Source organism: Paenarthrobacter sp. NyZ202 (assembly GCF_049860755.1).
Classification (GTDB): Bacteria; Actinomycetota; Actinomycetes; order Actinomycetales; family Micrococcaceae; genus Arthrobacter.
This window is the reverse complement of the sequence record NZ_CP187556.1, coordinates 252863-270344: the sequence shown is the minus strand read 5'-3', so window position 1 is coordinate 270344 and position 17482 is coordinate 252863. Positions and strand designations below refer to the sequence as shown.

Annotated in this window: 16 protein-coding genes; 9 read left to right on the top strand and 7 right to left on the bottom strand. The window is 64.8% G+C overall.

What is annotated here, in order from left to right; translation table 11 throughout:
• The first annotated feature begins 125 nt into the window (after positions 1-125).
• Complete coding sequence (locus tag ACPFL9_RS01300) at positions 126-1364, top strand: IS110 family transposase (protein WP_426004607.1); 1239 nt, start codon at positions 126-128, stop codon at positions 1362-1364.
• A gap of 150 nt (positions 1365-1514) precedes the next feature.
• Here the strand turns inward: ACPFL9_RS01300 and pstB are convergent, their stop codons facing one another.
• The 4 genes from pstB to pstS form a co-directional block, all read right to left on the bottom strand.
• Entirely contained in the window at positions 1515-2294 is a 780-nt protein-coding gene (pstB, locus tag ACPFL9_RS01295; RefSeq protein WP_426005329.1) for a phosphate ABC transporter ATP-binding protein PstB, read from the bottom strand.
• Positions 2295-2358: 64 nt separating this feature from the next.
• Complete coding sequence (gene pstA, locus ACPFL9_RS01290; protein ID WP_426005327.1) at positions 2359-3462, bottom strand: phosphate ABC transporter permease PstA; 1104 nt, start codon at positions 3460-3462, stop codon at positions 2359-2361.
• Positions 3463-4395, bottom strand: a complete 933-nt coding sequence (gene pstC, locus ACPFL9_RS01285) for a phosphate ABC transporter permease subunit PstC (protein WP_426005325.1) — start codon at positions 4393-4395, stop codon at positions 3463-3465. It abuts the gene before it with no gap.
• A gap of 136 nt (positions 4396-4531) precedes the next feature.
• Positions 4532-5653: a phosphate ABC transporter substrate-binding protein PstS gene (pstS, locus tag ACPFL9_RS01280; protein ID WP_426005323.1), complete on the bottom strand. Its 1122-nt coding sequence runs from the start codon at positions 5651-5653 to the stop codon at positions 4532-4534.
• 237 nt (positions 5654-5890) lie between these two features.
• Here pstS and ACPFL9_RS01275 point away from each other — a divergent pair, with 237 nt between their 5' ends.
• The 5 genes from ACPFL9_RS01275 to disA all read left to right on the top strand — a co-directional run bounded on the left by ACPFL9_RS01275 (position 5891) and on the right by disA (position 11501).
• Positions 5891-7018 carry an FUSC family protein gene (locus ACPFL9_RS01275; RefSeq protein WP_426005321.1) on the top strand — a complete coding sequence of 376 codons (1128 nt, stop codon included), beginning with the start codon at positions 5891-5893 and terminating at the stop codon, positions 7016-7018.
• Positions 7019-7065: 47 nt separating this feature from the next.
• Positions 7066-7770, top strand: a complete 705-nt coding sequence (locus ACPFL9_RS01270) for a phosphatase PAP2 family protein (protein ID WP_426005319.1) — start codon at positions 7066-7068, stop codon at positions 7768-7770.
• A 382-nt stretch (positions 7771-8152) separates the two neighbouring features.
• Positions 8153-9526 (top strand): DNA repair protein RadA, encoded by a 1374-nt coding sequence (radA, locus tag ACPFL9_RS01265; protein ID WP_426005317.1) that lies wholly within the window; start codon positions 8153-8155, stop codon positions 9524-9526.
• 54 nt (positions 9527-9580) lie between these two features.
• Positions 9581-10204 carry a Pr6Pr family membrane protein gene (locus tag ACPFL9_RS01260; protein WP_426005315.1) on the top strand — a complete coding sequence of 208 codons (624 nt, stop codon included), beginning with the start codon at positions 9581-9583 and terminating at the stop codon, positions 10202-10204.
• Positions 10205-10424: 220 nt separating this feature from the next.
• On the top strand, positions 10425-11501 hold the full coding sequence (disA, locus tag ACPFL9_RS01255) for a DNA integrity scanning diadenylate cyclase DisA (protein ID WP_426005313.1): 1077 nt from the start codon (positions 10425-10427) through the stop codon (positions 11499-11501).
• Positions 11502-11587: 86 nt separating this feature from the next.
• On the opposite strand, the gene ACPFL9_RS01250 is transcribed toward disA, so the two are convergent.
• Both ACPFL9_RS01250 and ACPFL9_RS01245 read right to left on the bottom strand, forming a co-directional pair.
• Complete coding sequence (locus ACPFL9_RS01250; RefSeq protein WP_426005311.1) at positions 11588-12289, bottom strand: hypothetical protein; 702 nt, start codon at positions 12287-12289, stop codon at positions 11588-11590.
• Positions 12290-12393: 104 nt separating this feature from the next.
• Positions 12394-13851 carry a protein adenylyltransferase SelO gene (locus ACPFL9_RS01245; protein WP_426005309.1) on the bottom strand — a complete coding sequence of 486 codons (1458 nt, stop codon included), beginning with the start codon at positions 13849-13851 and terminating at the stop codon, positions 12394-12396.
• Between the two features lie 152 nt (positions 13852-14003).
• On the opposite strand from ACPFL9_RS01245, the gene ACPFL9_RS01240 reads away from it, so the two are divergent.
• From ACPFL9_RS01240 to ACPFL9_RS01230, 3 genes are all read left to right on the top strand, one after another.
• Positions 14004-14954 (top strand): A/G-specific adenine glycosylase, encoded by a 951-nt coding sequence (locus ACPFL9_RS01240; protein ID WP_426005307.1) that lies wholly within the window; start codon positions 14004-14006, stop codon positions 14952-14954.
• A gap of 105 nt (positions 14955-15059) precedes the next feature.
• A complete protein-coding gene (locus ACPFL9_RS01235) occupies positions 15060-15542 on the top strand; it encodes a hypothetical protein (RefSeq protein WP_426005305.1) in 483 nt (160 codons plus the stop codon).
• 88 nt (positions 15543-15630) lie between these two features.
• The gene (locus tag ACPFL9_RS01230) at positions 15631-15918 is read left to right on the top strand and encodes a DUF3040 domain-containing protein (protein WP_426005304.1); all 288 of its coding nucleotides are present in this window, start codon (positions 15631-15633) and stop codon (positions 15916-15918) included.
• 68 nt (positions 15919-15986) lie between these two features.
• On the opposite strand, the gene ACPFL9_RS01225 is transcribed toward ACPFL9_RS01230, so the two are convergent.
• A complete protein-coding gene (locus tag ACPFL9_RS01225) occupies positions 15987-17450 on the bottom strand; it encodes an APC family permease (protein WP_426005302.1) in 1464 nt (487 codons plus the stop codon).
• Between the last annotated feature and the right edge of the window lie 32 nt (positions 17451-17482).

The window sequence follows — 17482 nt, the reverse complement described above, 5'->3', positions numbered from 1 at the left end:
GGCGTGGAGGACTTCCACGGGAACCGTGGATTGTTGCTTTCAAGCACGGGTACTAGATTCCTGAATATTCTCCCTGTCCTCCCCGAGACGACGCCGGTAACTGGATGTATTGAAGGGAAGCTGGAATGGACATTGTTCATGAACGGGCCGCGGGAATGGATATTTCCAAACGCGACGCGAAGGTCTGCGTGCGGGTCCCCGGAGAACGGGCAGGGACCTACACCTCAAAGGTCACAACCTGGGGCGCGACCACGCACGCGATCCTGGAACTTCGGGAGTTCCTCGAACGCGAACACGTCACTGTTGTGGTGATGGAAGCGACCAGCGATTACTGGAAACCGTTCTTCTACCTGTTCGAAGAAACCCTGCCGGTGATGCTGGTCAACGCCAAAGCCGCCCGGAACATCCCGGGACGCAAAACCGATGTCTCCGACGCCGCGTGGCTGGCCCAACTGGCCGCGCACGGGCTGCTGCGGGCATCATTCGTGCCGCCCGAACCCATCCGCGAACTGCGGGACCTCACCCGGGCCCGCGCCATCGCCACCCGCGACCGGGCCCGGGAAATCCAAAGGCTGGAGAAGTTCCTGGAAAGCTCCGGGATCAAACTCTCTTCCGTGGTTTCAGACCTGACCGGGGTCTCTTCCCGGGACATGCTCGAAGCCCTCATCAACGGCGAACGGAACCCCGAGGTGCTGGCCGGGATGGCCCGTGGAATGCTGCGCTCGAAAATCCCGGCACTGGTCGACGCCCTCACCGGCAGGTTCAAACCCCACCACGCATTCATGGCACGACTGCACCTGGACCAGATCGACGCCCACACCCGCACCATCGATACCCTCACCGCACGCATTGAGGAGGCGATGGAACCCTTTCGTGAGGCCAGGGAAGCCCTGGCCACCATCCCCGGAGTATCCCAACGAGTCGCCGAAGTGATCATCGCCGAAACCGGAGCGGACATGAGCGTGTTCGAAACCCCGGGCCGGCTCGCGTCCTGGGCCGGGGTCTGCCCCAGCGCCAACGAATCCGCCGGCAGGATCAAATCCAGCCACATCATGCCCGGCAACAAATACCTCAAAGCAGCACTCGGCACCGCGGCCATGTCCGCGACCCGATCCAAAAACACCTACCTCGCCGCGAGATACCGCCGCATCACCGCCCGCTCCGGAACCAACAAAGCCCTCGTCGCCATCGAACACTCCATCCTCACAGCGGCCTGGCACATGCTCCGCAACGGCGAGTGCTACACCGACCCCGGCGCCGACCACTTCAACAGGATCAACCCAACCAGAGCCAAGAACAACGCCATCAAACAACTCAACAACCTCGGCTACAACGTCACCATCACCCCGGTCACCGCAGCCTAACCCACCACTACTTTCGTACTAGTTGGGTAAAAAGGTGGGTGGCGGGAGCGGGTATGACGGTATGACAAAACGACGGCGGCCGTACCCCCAAGGCGACGGCCGCCGTCGTTGTCACTGCCGGCTCCCCCCTGAAGCCGGAACCTGCAACCCTTATCCGAAGCGGCCGGAGACGTAGTCTTCCGTGGCCTTCTGGGAGGGGTTGTTGAAGATGGTGGTGGTGTCGGCGAACTCAATCAGTCGGCCGGGCTTGCCGGTGCCGGCGATGTTGAAGAACGCCGTCTTGTCCGACACACGCGCAGCCTGCTGCATGTTGTGCGTCACGATCACCACGGTGTACTGGTCCTTGAGCTCGTTGATGAGGTCCTCAACGGCCAAGGTGGAAATGGGGTCCAGGGCGGAGCACGGCTCGTCCATGAGGATCACCTGCGGCTCCACGGCAATGGCGCGGGCAATGCAGAGTCGCTGCTGCTGGCCACCGGAAAGACCCGAGCCGGGCTTGTCCAGGCGGTCCTTGACCTCGTTCCACAGGTTGGCCCCTACCAGGGACTTCTCAACGAGCGCGTCAGCAGCACCCTTGGAGATCCTCTTGTTGTTCAGCTTCACCCCGGCCAGCACGTTGTCGCGGATGGACATGGTGGGGAACGGGTTGGGGCGCTGGAACACCATGCCCACCTGGGTGCGGACGGTCACGGGGTCCACGCCGGGTCCGTACAGGTTGTCGCCGTCGAGCAGGACTTCACCCTCAACCCGGGCGCCGGGCAGGACTTCGTGCATGCGGTTCAGCGTGCGGAGGAAGGTGGATTTGCCACAACCGGACGGGCCGATGAAGGCGGTGACGGACTTGGCTTCGATGTTGATGTTCACGTCCTGTACGGCCAGGAAGTTGCCGTAGTAGACATTCAAGTCTTTGACGTCGATGCGCTTGGACATGGTGTTCCTTTTTTCCTTGGGGGGGTTTGGAAGTGTGTAGTGGGCAGCAATGCTGCCCGCCCGGTTACCGGCCCGTCTTGGGAGCGAAGATGCGGGCGATGAGGCGTGCTCCGAGATTCAGGAGCATCACCAGGATGATCAGCACCAAGGCGGCACCCCAGGCACGCTGGTCTGACGGACCAGGGTTGGACGGCGACGTCGGGTTGAGGATCTGGGTGTAAATGAACGTGGGCAGGGAGGCCATCCAGCCGCCGAACACGTTGTTGTTGATGGTGGTGGCGAAGCCTGCGGTGACGAGGATCGGGGCGGTTTCGCCGATAACCCGGGCAATGGCCAAGGTGACACCGGATGCGATGCCGGAGATCGCCGTCGGAATAACCACCTTGGTGATGGTGCGCCACTTGCGCACGCCGAGCGCGTACGACGCTTCGCGGAGTTCGTTCGGGACGATCTTGAGCATTTCCTCGCTGGAGCGGACCACCACCGGGATCATCAGCACTGAAAGCGCGACGGCGGCTACCGCACCGGTCTTGGTGCCGGGGCCTACGAGTGCGAAGAAGAAAGCCGCAGCGAAAAGGCCGGCCACGATGGACGGGATACCGGTCATGACGTCCACGAAGAACGTGATGGCCCGGGCCAACGGGCGGTCGTTGCCGTACTCCACCAGGTAGATCGCGGTGAGCAGGCCAACCGGCACGGAGATGACAGTGGCCAGCAGCGTGATCTGGATGGTGCCGAGCACGGCGTGGTAGATACCGCCCAGCACGGGAGCGCCCTCTTCGGCTGCCCGGTTGTCGTAGACGCCGGTGACACCGTTCATGGACGTGGAGAGGAAACCGGGCGTGACCAGGCCGGGGATGCCGTTGACCAGCACGGTCCAGATCACGGAGATCAGCGGAAGCAGGGCAATCAGGAAGGCGCCGACCACGAGGCAGGTGGCCAGCTTGTCCTTGGCCTTGCGGGCCCCTTCAACAGCGCCGCTCCAGGAAACCAGTCCGATGGTGAAGAGGATGGCCGAAACAATGCCCCAGCCGAAGGCATTGAAGCCGATGAGGGCAAGGATGGCCGCGCCGACGATCAGTGCAACGGCAAGGACGACATACGGTGCGAACCTGGGCAGCTGCCCCTTGGTGAGCGCCGAGCGCTTACGGACTACTGTGGCGGTCATTTAGTTGGCTCCCGAGAATTCTTTGTGCCGGGCAATGATCCAGCGGGCGATCATGTTGACGCCGAGCGTGATGACGAACAGCACCAGGCCCGCAGCGATCAACGTGTTGACCTTGAGTCCGCTGGCTTCGGGGAAGTTCAGGGCGATCTCGGCGGCGATGGTCTGGTTGCCGGACTGGATGAGGCTGGCGGTCAGGACACCGGAGGAGAGCACCAGGGCAACGGCCATGGTCTCACCGAGGGCACGACCCAGGCCGAGCATGACGGCGCTGATGATGCCGGGGCGGCCGAACGGCAGGACGGCCATCTTGATCATTTCCCAGCGGGTGGCTCCCAGGGCCAGCGCGGCTTCCTCGTGCAGCTTGGGGGTCTGCAGGAAGATTTCGCGGGACAGGGAGGTGATGATCGGAAGGACCATGACGGAGAGGACGATGCCGGCGGTGAGGATGGTCTTGCCGGTTGCGGAGGCCGGACCCTGGAAGATCGGCAGCCAGCCCATGTTGTTGGCCAGCCAGTCGTAGGCGGGCGAGATTTCCTTGGCCAGGAACGCAGCGCCCCAGGCGCCGTACACCACGGAAGGGATGGCGGCCAGGAGGTCCACCACGTAGCCGAGCCCGGATGCCAGGCGGCGGGGTGCGTAGTGGGAGATGAACAGGGCGACGCCGATGGCCACCGGCGTGGCAATGATGAGGGCGATCACGGCGGCGATCAGCGTGCCGACCACGATCGGGGCGATGTAGGCAAAGAAGCCGTTGCCGCCCTGGATGTCCGCCGCAGGGGCGGTCAGCGCGGGGATCGCCTGGACTACGAGGAACAACGCAACCCCGAAGAGGACCGCGAGGATAAGGCACCCTGCGGCCAGGGCGGCCCCGGAGAAAACCTTGTCCCCGGCGCGTCCGGCGCCTTGGGAGGTTGTCAGGGAGTTGGTGGTCACTTCACGATCCTTCAGGTTTCAGTGAACTGGTCATACATGGCTAGTTCCCCGGCCCGCGGAGCGGCTTCTTCAGCCACTCCGCGGGACAGGGAACTTCAGTGTTCAGCCGGGTTCAGGCGAACCTACCGGGGAACCCTCAGGCCTTGGCCTTGACGGTCTCGATGGCAGCCTTGGCCTTGTCCTGCAGCGCCTTGGACAGCGGTGCGGACTTGGCGGCGTCAGCAGCGGTCTTCTGGCCCTCGTCGGAGACAACGTAGGACTCGAAGGCCTTGACCAGGTCGGCAACTTCCTTGGTCTCGTACGTCGTGCAAACAACGTGGTAGGAGACGAGGACTACCGGGTAGGCACCGGCAGCGGTGGTCTTGCGGTCCAGCTTGATGGCTACGTCGTTGGCTGCGCGGCCTTCGACGGGAGCGCCGGCTTCGACAGCCTTGGCAGCAGCCTCTGCGGAGATCTTGACGAATTCCTCGCCGACCTTGATGGACGCGGTGCCCAGCTTGCCGGAGACAGCGGAGTCGTCAGCGTAGGTCACGGCACCGGGGGTGTCGGTAACGGTCTTGACGACGCCGGAGGTGCCCTTGGCGTTCTCGCCCTGGAGGCTGGCGGGCCACACGCCGGCAGCCTTGTCGGTCCAGACCTCGGGAGCAGCAGCTGCCAGGTAGTCGGTGAAGTTGGTGGTGGTGCCCGAGTCGTCGGAGCGGTTCACGGGGGTGACCTTGAGGTCAGGCAGGGTAACGCCTTCGTTGAGGGCGGCGATCGCGGGATCGTTCCAGTTGGTGATCTGGCCGCGGAAGATCTTGGCGACCGTTGCTGCGTCGAGCTTCAGGTCGGTGACGCCGGGGACGTTGAAGGCGACAGCGATCGGGGAGATGTACACCGGGATGTTGATGGCGCCGTCGGGGCCGCACTTGGCCTTGGAGCTCTCCAGTTCCTCGTCCTTCAGGTAGGCGTCGGAACCGGCGAACTGGGCGGAGCCGTCGATGATGGCCTTGCGGCCTGCGCCGGAGCCGTCCGGGGAGTACTGAACGGTGGCGCCCTGGTTCACGGCGGAGAAGCCGGCCTTCCAGGCGTCCATGGCTGCGCCGGTGGAGGAAGCGCCGATGCCGGTAAGGGTACCGGTGACGTTGGCGCCGGATGCAGCAGACTGGGTGCCGGCCGAGGTGCCGGTTGCGTTGTCTGAACCGCAGGCAGTGAGCGCCAGAGCGCCGGCTGCGATGACCGCGAGTGCCGCGTTGCGGCCGAAGTGAGTTGCCTTCACTTGGATGTGCCCCTTCCAGGGTTTCTTCGATGCGGGCCGAACGGAGATTTCGGCGTGCGCGAGCTAAGGACCTTTTCGTTCCTTTACTGAAGGTAAAGAGCGCAGGTAACGGGACCTGTTGTGGAAAGTGAACGGAAGGTGAACGACGGCGGACCATTGGGTTAAGTGGCGCGCGCCACCTTGAGTGGGGCGCCGCGTCCCGTTCGGGTGCGGGCTGCGGCAAATAGACTGGAAGGCATGGCCGCCGTGAAGGGACTTTCCGCAAGCAAGAGATTCGTGCGGGCACGGTTCCGCACCGGCCTGGTCCGCAGCCGCACGTCCCTGGTCCCCGCGATCCAGATGACCGTGTGCGCGGTAGGCGCCTATGCCTTTGCGGAGTACGTCCTGGGCCACCAGGGTCCCCTGTTCGCGGCCACCTCGTCTCTGATTGCCCTTGGATTCTCCCGCGACCCGCGCCTGCGGCGGGTCATCGAAGTCGGCCTTGGCTGCACGCTGGGGATCGTCGTTGGCGACCTGCTGCTCCACTGGCTGGGCGCCGGAATCTGGCAGGCCGCCGTCGTACTTCTTTTCTCCATCCTGCTGGCCAGGTTCCTGGACAGCGGCACCATCTTCACTACCCAGTTGGGACTTCAGTCGCTGCTGGTGGTGCTGCTGCCGGCACCGGCCGGCGGGCCGTTCACACGCAGCCTGGATGCCGTGATCGGGGGCGTGTTTGCGCTCCTGGTGACCATCCTGGTGCCCAAGGATCCACGCCGCGAGCCGCGCAAGGATGTCCAGAAGATCCTGCATGAACTCTCGGAAGTGCTGCGCGAGTGCGCCAAGGCGATGATCGAAAGCGACTCCACGGCCGCCTGGCATGCCCTGATCCGGGGCCGTAACTGCCAGCCGCTGGTGGACCGGATGCGGCAGACGCTGCGGGCGTCCGGTGAGGTGGCCACGCTGGCTCCTGCGCACCGACGGCACCGGGATGAGCTGGCCAGCCTTGAGCATTCGCTGGAGTACATCGACCTGGCGCTCCGGAACAGCCGGGTCTTCGCCAGGCGATTGACCAGTGCCATCAACCACGCAGCCCTGTCCGATGAGGCGATCGACAGCATCGCCGAGGTCCTCCAGGAAACGGCCGCCGCCGTGGACGAACTCAATATCGGCCTGTCCGAGCAGAGTGAAGGGGCGCGGCGGGTGCACCTGAGGCGTGCCCGGACCGATCTGTCCGTGATCGCGTCCCGGCTGCACCCCAAGATGCTGGATGTCCAAAGGCTCGAGGGCGAAACCGTGGTCATGCTGTTCCGCCCGCTCATGGTGGATCTTTTGGAGGCCAGTGGCGTGGAGCCGGACGAAGCCCGGGCGGTACTGCCGCCGCTCTAGCGCCCTGCGTTTAGGGATGCCCCGGCTTCATGGGGGAAAATGGGGCGATGATCCCCGCCGCCCCGACGCGTTTCCGCGCCGCACCCGCCCTCAGGCTGCGCCAGCAACCGCTGTTCCTGTGGGCAGGTGGTTTGCTGGTGGCAGGAGATGTGGTGTTCTGGCTGATGTTTGCCGCCGTCATGTCCGAGTCCGGCCTGGCCACTGCCGACGTTTCGGTGCACACCTTCGTGGTGGACTCGCGCACCGGTTGGGCCACGGCACTGTTCGCGTTGCTGTCCACCATCACCTCCCCGCCGTGGTTGTCCGTACTTACCGTTGCCGTGGCCGTCGGCTGGGCTCTGTGGAAGAAGGAAGTGTGGCGCCCGGCCATCCTGGCAGGTGCCATGGGGTTGTCCGTGGTGCTGACCACTCTCGTCAAGCACGAAGCGGGGCGCTCCCGCCCGCCGTCCTCGGACTTCCTGATGGGCCCGGACGACGCCCTGTCCTTCCCCTCCGGCCACGTCATGGGCGTCTGCATCTTCGCCCTGGTCCTCACCTACCTGCTGGTCTCGCGTTCGGGCACACGGACGACGGCGGTCCTTGCCTTCGCTGCGGCCGCTTTGTTGTCCCTGGTGGTCGCCTTCAGCCGGATGTATCTGGGCTACCACTGGCTCACCGACGTGGTGGCATCCTTGGGTGTGGCACTGGGCGTGACGGGCATTGCCATTTTTGTGGACGCTGCACGGCACGGCAGGGCCCTTGAAACTGCTTGACCAGGCCGTTATTCCGGCTGACTGACCAAGTAGCCGCCCCCGGCAACCTGAGTACAGGACGGGTGCCGGCGCCCCGGAATGCCTGAACTAATCGAGTACCAACTACTCGTGTACTGATTTTCGCCGGGCGGTTAACTGTTTCTTGGAAGAACGGTTAGCCCCAAGCATCGCCGGATTTCCACAGTCGCAACAACCGCATCGGTGGTCTCTTTGAGCCGATGCCCCGGCCGCCACCGCGCGGTCGGCCCTTGACGAAGCCGGCGGCGACAGAGTCTTCTGAGACCGAGACTCTCCCCCCAGCCGCCGCCGGCTTCAAGGCCACGTTGCCGCTTCCGATCCCCTGGCACCTATCCTGTCAGTCCCCGCGGCTAACCTTGGATCCATGGCTTCAAAGACCTCCCGTGCTTCCAAGACCCCTGCCTACAAATGCTCCGAATGCGGCTGGACCGCCATCAAGTGGGTGGGCCGGTGCGGTGAGTGCCAGGCGTGGGGAACCGTTGAAGAGTACGGCGCCACTGTTGCGCGTACGACGGCGGCCGCTTCAGTTCTGGAGCCTGCCCGCCGGATCGCGGAGGTAGACGGGACCACGGCAGCGTTCCTGCCCACGGGCGTTGATGAGCTTGACCGCGTTCTGGGAGGAGGGCTGGTTCCCGGTGCCGTGATCCTGCTTGCCGGGGAACCCGGCGTCGGGAAATCCACCCTGCTGCTGGACGTCGCCGCCAAGTTTGCCCGCACGGGGCAGGACGTCCTGTACATCACCGGTGAGGAATCAGCTGCCCAGGTCAAGCTCCGGGCGGAGCGGATCGATGCCGTAGCGCACACCCTCTACCTGTCCGCAGAGACGGACCTTGGGCAGGCCCTGGGCCAGGTGGAGAAGCTCGAACCCAAGCTGCTGATTGTTGATTCCGTGCAGACGCTGAGCAGCACGGAAGTGGAGGGCAGTGCCGGCGGCGTATCCCAGGTGCGCGAGGTTGCCGCTTCCATCATCGCCGCGGCCAAGCGCCGCAACATGACCACCCTGCTGGTAGGCCATGTCACCAAGGACGGCACCATTGCCGGCCCACGCCTGCTGGAGCACCTGGTGGATGTGGTGTGCCAGTTCGAGGGTGAACGCCATTCCCGGTTGAGGCTGCTCCGCGCCGTCAAGAACCGGTACGGAGCAACGGACGACGTCGGGTGTTTCGACCTGAACGAGGCCGGCATCGAAGGCCTGGCCGACCCCAGCGGGCTGTTCGTTTCCCGGACCCGGGAGCCGGTGTCCGGCACCTGCATCACTGTCACCATGGAGGGTCGCCGCCCCCTGCTGGCCGAGGTCCAGTCGCTCCTGGCGGAAAGCGCCAATGCCCAGCCACGGCGTGCCACCAGCGGACTGGAAAGCTCCCGGGTGGCCATGCTGCTGGCGGTCCTGCAGCAGCGGGCCGGGTGCATGCTTCATAAAGACGACTCCTATGTAGCCACCGTGGGAGGCGTCAAGCTCAGCGAACCTGCTACGGACCTCGCCGTGGCCCTGGCGGTCGCTTCGGCGAAGTCGCGGAAGGCACTCCCCCAGCGGCTCATTGCATTCGGCGAGGTGGGCCTGGCCGGAGAGGTACGGCCGGTGCCGGGGATCAACCAGCGCATCCAGGAGGCCCACCGGCTGGGCTTCACCCACGCGATTGTCCCAGCGAGTCCGGCCGGCGCAGGCGTCATTCCGGATGGTTTCTCTGTCAAGGAGGTCGGCCACCTGGCCGAGGCGCTGGAACTGCTGATCACTTAACCCTTTCGGGGTGTCGCAGGGCTGCCGCAAGGGCGTTCGGCAAGGATGGGACGCATGACCAAACGGACGGTGCTTATCGGGGGACGCTTTTTCTTTGGGATTCTGACGTTGGTGGCTGTGGCGACCCAACTGGTGGTCCACATCAGCCTGAACTACGACGTCGGCAACTTCTTCAGCTACTTCACCAATCTCTCCAACATCTTCGCGGCGGTTGTGCTGCTGGTCAGCGGATATCGGGTGCTGGTAGGAAAGCGACCCAGCGAGGCTGACGACGTCACCAGGGGAACGGCAACCATCGCCATGGCCGTGGTGGGCATTGTCTTCGGCGCGCTGCTGGCCGGGGAAGACCTCGGCTCCATGGTCCCGTGGGTCAACTTCGTGGTGCATTACCTGATTCCCGTAGTCATGGTGGTGGACTGGCTTTTCCAGTCGCCGCGGGCCAAACTCCTGCTCCGGCACATCTGGTACTGGTTGATCTACCCCGTCGCCTATCTGACCTACAGCCTGGTCCGCGGGTCGATCGTGAACTGGTACCCGTACTGGTTCATCAACCCGGACCGCGCCGGCGGGTGGGGTGGCGTGGTGTTCTACGCCATCGCGATCGCCATCGGTTTCCTGGTGGTCAGCCTTGCCATGCTCTGGCTTGGCAACAAAATGAAGCGCAACGTGGACTACTGACCCCTCAAATGGCTCTGCCGGGCGCCGGCCGAAACCCACTTTTGGGAGCGCCTCGCTGATAACAAAATGGTCCACTTTGGGGCTTGCTGGTGCGGTTAACGGTGCCGGGAAGCTCTATCATGGTGCTAGTCGCCTTTGGGGCATTTTTGCTGCGCCCCTGAACGCGAAGAACCAGCTTGTCTGTGAGCCGTGGCTTGCACCTTCGAAAGGGAAAGACCGTATGGCCCGGAGCCCGGAAGAAACGCTCAAAGCGACCCTGGCCAGGGTCGCCCCCGGAACTCCCCTCCGTGACGGCCTTGAACGCATTCTCCGCGGCCGCACCGGCGCCCTGATCGTCCTCGGATACGACCGCACCATCGATTCCATCTGTTCCGGCGGCTTCGATATCGGCATCGAGTTTTCCCCCACCCGGCTCCGGGAGCTGGCCAAGATGGACGGCGCCATCATCTGCGACAAGGACGCCAGCAACATTGTCAGGGCTGCAGTGCAACTGGTGCCGGACGCAAGTATCGAAACCCAGGAATCGGGCACCCGCCACCGCACGGCCGAACGCGTGGCCATCCAGACCGGCGTCCCGGTGATCTCCGTGAGCCAGTCCATGCAGATCATCGCGCTGTACGTCAACGGCCTGCGCCACGTCCTGGAAGGCTCCGAGAAAGTGCTGGCCCGCGCCAACCAGGCCCTGGCCACGCTGGAGCGTTACAGCGCCAGGCTTGACCAGGTCACCAGCTCCCTCTCGGCATTGGAGATCGAGGCGCTGGTCACGGTTCGCGACGTCGCCGTCACGCTGCAGCGCCAGGAAATGGTCCGCCGCATTTCAGAGGAAATCGCCCAGTACGTGTTGGAACTCGGCGAAGACGGCCGTTTGCTGTCCCTGCAGCTGGAAGAGCTCACCATGGGCCGGGGCCCCGGCAGCGACATCATCATCCGCGACTACGCCGACCCCAACGCCACCCCCGAGGACATTGAGGAGTCCGTCCAGGCGCTTCTCAACCTCGGCCCCACGGAACTGATCGACCTGAGCCGGATCGCCCACATCATCGGCTTCGCCGGCGGCGTGGAACAACTCGACGCCGTGGTCCAGCCCCAGGGCTACCGCCTGCTGTCCGGGTTGAAATCCGTGCCCAAGGCTGTCGCAGACCGTTTGGTGGAGTACTTCGGCGGGCTCCAGAACCTGATGGCCGCCACCATCGACGACCTCATGACCGTGGATGGAATCGGCGATCAGCGCGCCCGCACAGTCCGCGAAGGTTTGAGCCGCATGGCTGAGGCCAGCCTGTTGGACCGATTCCTTTAAGGCGGGATCCGCCGTCGTGCCTTAACGGAAGCGACCCGGCACGAGCCTAAGCGATCCGCGAGCCAAAGCGCCCCGGCGCGTGAACCTCAGTTGAGCTGGAAGACAGCCTTGGGGCTGGACTTGTTCCCGAGCCGCGCCTCGAACGTGTAGTAGGCGCCGCCCGCGCCGGGCTTGGCGTTGATCGCAGCGCAGCCTTCCAGGGTGCGGTTGCGCTGCCACGGGAAGTTGGCGGTTTCGCTCTTGCCGGGCTGGATGGTTTTGATGAGGTCCACGCCGCCGGTCTGGCAGTCCTTGGAGGAGAAGATCCGGTCCGCCCCGCTCATGACCAGGTACTCCATTTGGGAGGTGCCCACGTTGACTTCGCAGGGGGCCGAGCCGCCGTTGGTGATGGTCATGGTGAGCATGGGTTTCTCATCCGCGCCATAGGCAGCCTTATCGGTCTTGGCTGCGACGGTCATCAGGTTGAAGTCGCACACGGGGGTGGGCTTGGCCGACGGCGACGCTGAAGCGGCGGCCGTTGGCGCGGCGTCCTGGGTGGAGCCCTGGCTGGCTTCGGGCGTGCCCGTCGCCTGGGGTGCAGGGCTGCCGGCCAGCGCGGAACCAATGGCGACTACGCCGCCCACGAGGAGTGCGACCACCACCAGCAAGGCGCCGAACACCACGAGTCGTCGACGGCGGTACACGGCAGGGCTCGGACGTCGCCGGGCGCCGGGGCGGCTCTGTCCGCGGGCAGCGCCTTGCGCCGGCGCGGACTTGCGCACGGTGGACTGCTTACCCTGATTGGCCATGTTTCTAGGCTAGGCGCGCCGGGCTGGGCCAGCCCGGCCACCACGCCGCCGGGCGCCAAACCGGACGCATGTGACGTGTGCCATGCCGTATCCCGCGGGCACTGTCACGTGCCGCAGAAGGTCCTGTAGGGGCCGAAGTCGTCCGGAGCCGGCTCAGCGTAACGTTCCCGGCCGGGCCGTTCGTCGAAGGGGGCGGTCACGGCGGTGAGCAACTGCCGGGCAGGTTCCATGTCGCCAGTGGTGGCAGCCGCGAGCGCCTCTTCAACGAGGTGGTTGCGGGGGATGTAGAGGGGGTTGACCCTGTCCATGGCATCGGCGTCGGGCTGCAGGGCCTGCCACCGCGCCAACCATTCGTCGAACGCGGGCAGGTCCAGCACCATGCCCCGCGCCGGTCCGGCATCTCCGCGGGCTGCTTTGCCGAGATTCCGGAAGAAGGAGGTGTAATCCGCCGGTGCTTCCTGGACCAGTTTGAGCAGGTCATCCACAAGGGGGGAGGCCTGTTCGTCATCAAGGTCCGGCAATCCCATCTTGGCCTTCATGCCGGAGAACCACGCGGCGCTGTACTGCGTGCGGAACCCGTTGAGGGCCTGCACTGCCAGTTCCACGGCCTTGTCCTGGTCGTCGTGGATGAGGACTGCCAGCGATTCGGCGAACCGGGCCAGGTTCCACTCGGCCACCACCGGCTGGTTGCGGTAGGCGTATCGTCCGGATTCGTCGATTGAGCTGTAGACGGCGCCCGGATCAAAGCCTTCCATGAAGGCGCAGGGGCCGTAGTCGATGGTTTCACCGGAGATGGTCATGTTGTCCGTGTTCATGACACCGTGGACGAAGCCCACCAGCATCCACTGGGCCAGCAACCTGGCCTGGACGGCGATGACCCCTTCGAGCAGGGCCAGGTACGGATTCGGTTCCTCCGCCGCCGAAGGGTGGTGGCGGGCGATCGCGTGGTCGGCCAGGCGACGCAGCAGGTCCAGGTTGTTGGTGTTCCTGGCGTACTGGAAGCTGCCGACGCGCAGGTGGCTGCCGGCAACCCGGGCCAGGACGGCACCGGGCAGGAGCGACTCACGCTGCACCTGCCGTCCCGTGGCCACGACGGCCAGCGACCTGGTGGTGGGAATCCCCAGGGCATGCATCGATTCGCTGAGGAGGTACTCGCGGAGCATGGGTCCCACCACGGCCTGCCCATCACCATTGCGGGCAAAGGGAGTGCGGCCGGACCCCTTCAAGTGGAGGTCACGCAGGCCGCCGTCTGAGTCGACCTCGCCCAGCAGGAGGGCACGGCCGTCACCCAGCCGGGGCGAATACCAGCCGAACTGGTGCCCGGAGTAGGCCTGGGCTACCGGCGTGGCGCCTTCCGGGACATGGTTGCCGGTGAGGAACCGTACTCCTCCGGGGCTGCGGAGGTATTCCGGGTCAAGGCCGAGCTCAACGGCAAGGGCGTCGTTGAGGACCAGAAGCTGCGGTTCCGGGGCGTCCTCGGCCTGCCAGGGAATGGCCATCTCCTGGAGTTCGCGGGCAAACCGCCCCTGAAGCGTGATGGTTGAATGCGCAATGCCACTCATCGAACAAGTTTACCTTCTGCTCCCGCGGAACAACCGGCCGGCGGGGTGGCCGCACGGCCTGCCGGACCGCGACCTTCCACTACAGTTGATGTCAGCCAACACCGTTCCGCACCGGCGGACCACGCCATCCAGAACAGGGATTCCCAGCACGCATGACGCTTCCGGGCACCGCCGAACTCGCCGGCCTGCACCAGGCCCTGGACCACTGGTTCACGCAGGCAGCCAGGGATTTGCCATGGCGCGACCCGGACTGCAGCCCGTGGGGAATCCTGGTCAGTGAGGTCATGCTGCAGCAGACCCCGGTGGTCCGGGTGTTGCCCGTCTGGCGGGACTGGATGGACCGCTGGCCCTCCCCTGCCGACCTCGCCAACGAACCGTCGGGAGAAGCGGTGCGGCATTGGGGGCGGTTGGGGTATCCCCGCCGGGCTCTGCGCCTCCATGCCGCTGCCGTGGCCATCCGGGACATTCACGATGGCAAGGTACCCGATACCTACGCCGAACTCCTGGGCCTGCCCGGCGTCGGCAATTACACAGCTGCCGCCGTCGCCTCCTTTGCGTTCGGCCGCCGCGAGACCGTGGTGGACACCAACATCCGCCGCGTCCACGCCAGGCTTTTCATGGGCACAGCGCTGCCAACCCCTGCCCTGACGGCCGCCGAGATGAAGCTGGCCGTTGCTGCCCTTCCGGAGGACCGGCAGCTGTCCGTCCGATGGAACGCGTCCGTCATGGAGTTGGGCGCCACGGTGTGCACGGCACGCAGCCCCAAATGCGCCGACTGTCCTGTCCGCGCACGGTGCGCCTGGCTGGCGGCAGGCGAGCCTCCGCCGTCGTACACCCCCAAGGGTCAGGCCTGGCACGGCACCGACCGGCAGGTCCGCGGTGCCGTGATGGCCGTATTGCGCGAGGCCGCCGCGCCGGTTCCGCGTGAGTTGTTCGAGCGGGAGCCGGCGGACCTCGGTTTCGGACCGTCCGGCGTCGGGGTTCCCTTGGCGGCGCTACACCGGCTCGATACTGCTCCGGAGCAGCTCGAGCGCGCACTGGACGGCCTGCTCCAGGACGGTTTGGCTGAAATGCACGACGGCGGGCTGCGGCTTCCGGCCTGACCGGCCGGGTGTCGCTTTGGCCACAGAGCGGGACGACGGGTAACAATGCGGGCGCTGTTCCGCGGATACCGGGTCCCCCTCGCGGCGCCGGGCCTACCCTGAAGCATGGGGAAAACCGCACTGACGTTGACCTTGGCCGGAACAGCGGCGCTGTTGCCCGGCTGTCTGGAGGAACCCGTGGCGTGCCCCGCCATAGGGCAGGTTCCCGGGGTTTCGATCACGGTGGCTGCCAGCTACGCGCCCTCGGTGGATTCCTTGACCATGAAAGCCTGCCAGGACGGGACGTGCACACAGGAAGAGCTTGTCCTGCACCCCGGGGCCGTGGCCGTGGACCAGGGATGCACGCCGGAGGGTACGTGCTCGGCCACGACATCGCCCGACGGCACTTTGCAAGGGTCCCTCATGCTTCCTGTGCTCACGGAGTCACCGCTGGAGGCGACTGTTTCCGGAACGGCCCCGGACGGAGCGTCCCTCCCTGTCAGGAGCCTGACGTTCACGCCCAAGGGTGAATATCCCTTCGGTGAGCAGTGCGGGCGGTTTGTCACCGCGCATGTGCTGCTGGACGCCGCAGGCCTGAGGCAGGACTAACCAATTTTGTTGGGGGCTGCCGCATAACCGGGCCGGAAACGGGTACGCGTGCATTCATCACCATGTGGATCCACGCTGGAGGTCTCCCGTGCCTTTGTCCGAACATGAGCGACGGGTTCTGCAGAACGTCGAACGTGAACTTTTCATAGAGGACCCGGCCTTGGCCCGACGGCTCGAGTCGGGCCGGGCCGAAGACGGCCATGTCCCGCGGCGGACGTTGGGCCTGGTTGCCTTGGCGGCAGGTGTCCTGTTCTTCCTGCTGGGGCTGCTGGAGAACCTCGCGGCGGTGGGCTGGCTCGGATTCCTGGTGGCGGGGCTGGCGTTGGTCGACTTGTGGACGCACCGGAGAGAAGGGCGGGGAAGGAGGGGCAGATAGGCGATTCCCAAGGGGATGTATCGCGTTCAGACTTGCCCCGGAGGCAACTCCCTGCTCTGCCCCTCTTGTCAATCGACTACCCGCCGTCCCAGCCGGGAGTATACGTCCGGTCGCTTTGAGCGAAGGTACAGCGCGTAGACGATGCCGCCGATGAACAGAGCGAACGTGAATGACATAAAGATGACGGTCAGAACGGCCGATCCGCCAATCAACTCAGGGTAATTGGTGATGGCCAGCCACGTAATGGCACCGAGGAACAGCACACTGATCAAGGGGGCCACGATCGTCTTCCAGACAGACCCCGGAGTGGTACCGCGGCGGCGGGCAAAGTAGACCAGGACAGCCCCGCTGGTGATAAACATCAGGAGCAATACAGCAAAGGTGCCACTGCCGCTGGCAATCGGATAGAGGACCTCCGGAGCAACCCCCAGAACGGTGAAGAGCACCGTTGCCGCCGCCCAGACCAAACCAACAGCAAGCGCAGATACGTACGGAGACCTATGGCGCGGATGGACACGGCCCAGGATTGAGGGCAACGCATGGTCCTGCGCCAGCGAGAAACTGTACCGGGCCGAGATGTTCTGGATGGACAGCATGCAGGCCAGAACCGAGGTGATCAGCAGAACCATGGCAATATCGGCGAAGATCCTTCCCGCCAGGGCCGCCGCGGCATCATTGAAGAGATTGACGGTGTTCTCTTGGGCAGCGGTCTGGATATTGTCAGATCCAAGGAAGGCTATGTATGCCCATGCCGCCACCGCATAAAAGATTCCGATTCCCACCACGGCAATGTATGTTGCCCGGCCGATGGTCTTGTCGGGGTTCTTGACCTCATCGCGGTAGATGACCGTCGCTTCAAAACCAAAGAAATTGCCCACAGCAAACAGCAACGCCAAACCAAGCGAAGCATCCGTGACCGACGGCAGGGCGAAGCCGGCGGTTTGCACTGCCTCCAGGCCGCTGGCGGAGAACGACACCAGATCGAAGACCACGATGACGGCAACTTCGAGGAGCATCACGATCGTGAGGACCTTGGCGGAGAGGTCGATCCGGTGATAAGCCAGAATGGTCGTCACCGCAGTGATACCCAGCGCGTACCAGTACCAGGCAATCTCCGGACCACCCAGCGTGTTCACCACGAAGCCCTGGAGCGTGACGCCGAAGAACGACGGGGCGAAGAAGCCGATGAAGATGTAGCCGAAGAGTGCGAGCAGCGCGCCGCCAAGGCCCGCCGGTTTGCCGAGGCCCTCCGTCACGAATGAATAGAATCCTCCGGCGCCTTTGACGCTGCGGCTCATCTTCACAAAGCCAACGGAAAAGATCAGCAGCATCAACGTCACCAGCAGGTAGATCGCCGGGGCGGTCTTTCCGCTGAACATCAGCAACACCGGCAAGGTTCCGGCTACCGTTGCCAGCGGCGAGGAGAACGCAAGCACATTCATGACGAGCTCACCAACTCCCATGTTGCCACTGAGCTTGTTCGTCCGGACCTGGCGCGCCAACCCAGGTGTGTCTGTTGCGGTGTTGTTCATGTAATCCTCATCACTGGATATTGCGTGCGGGA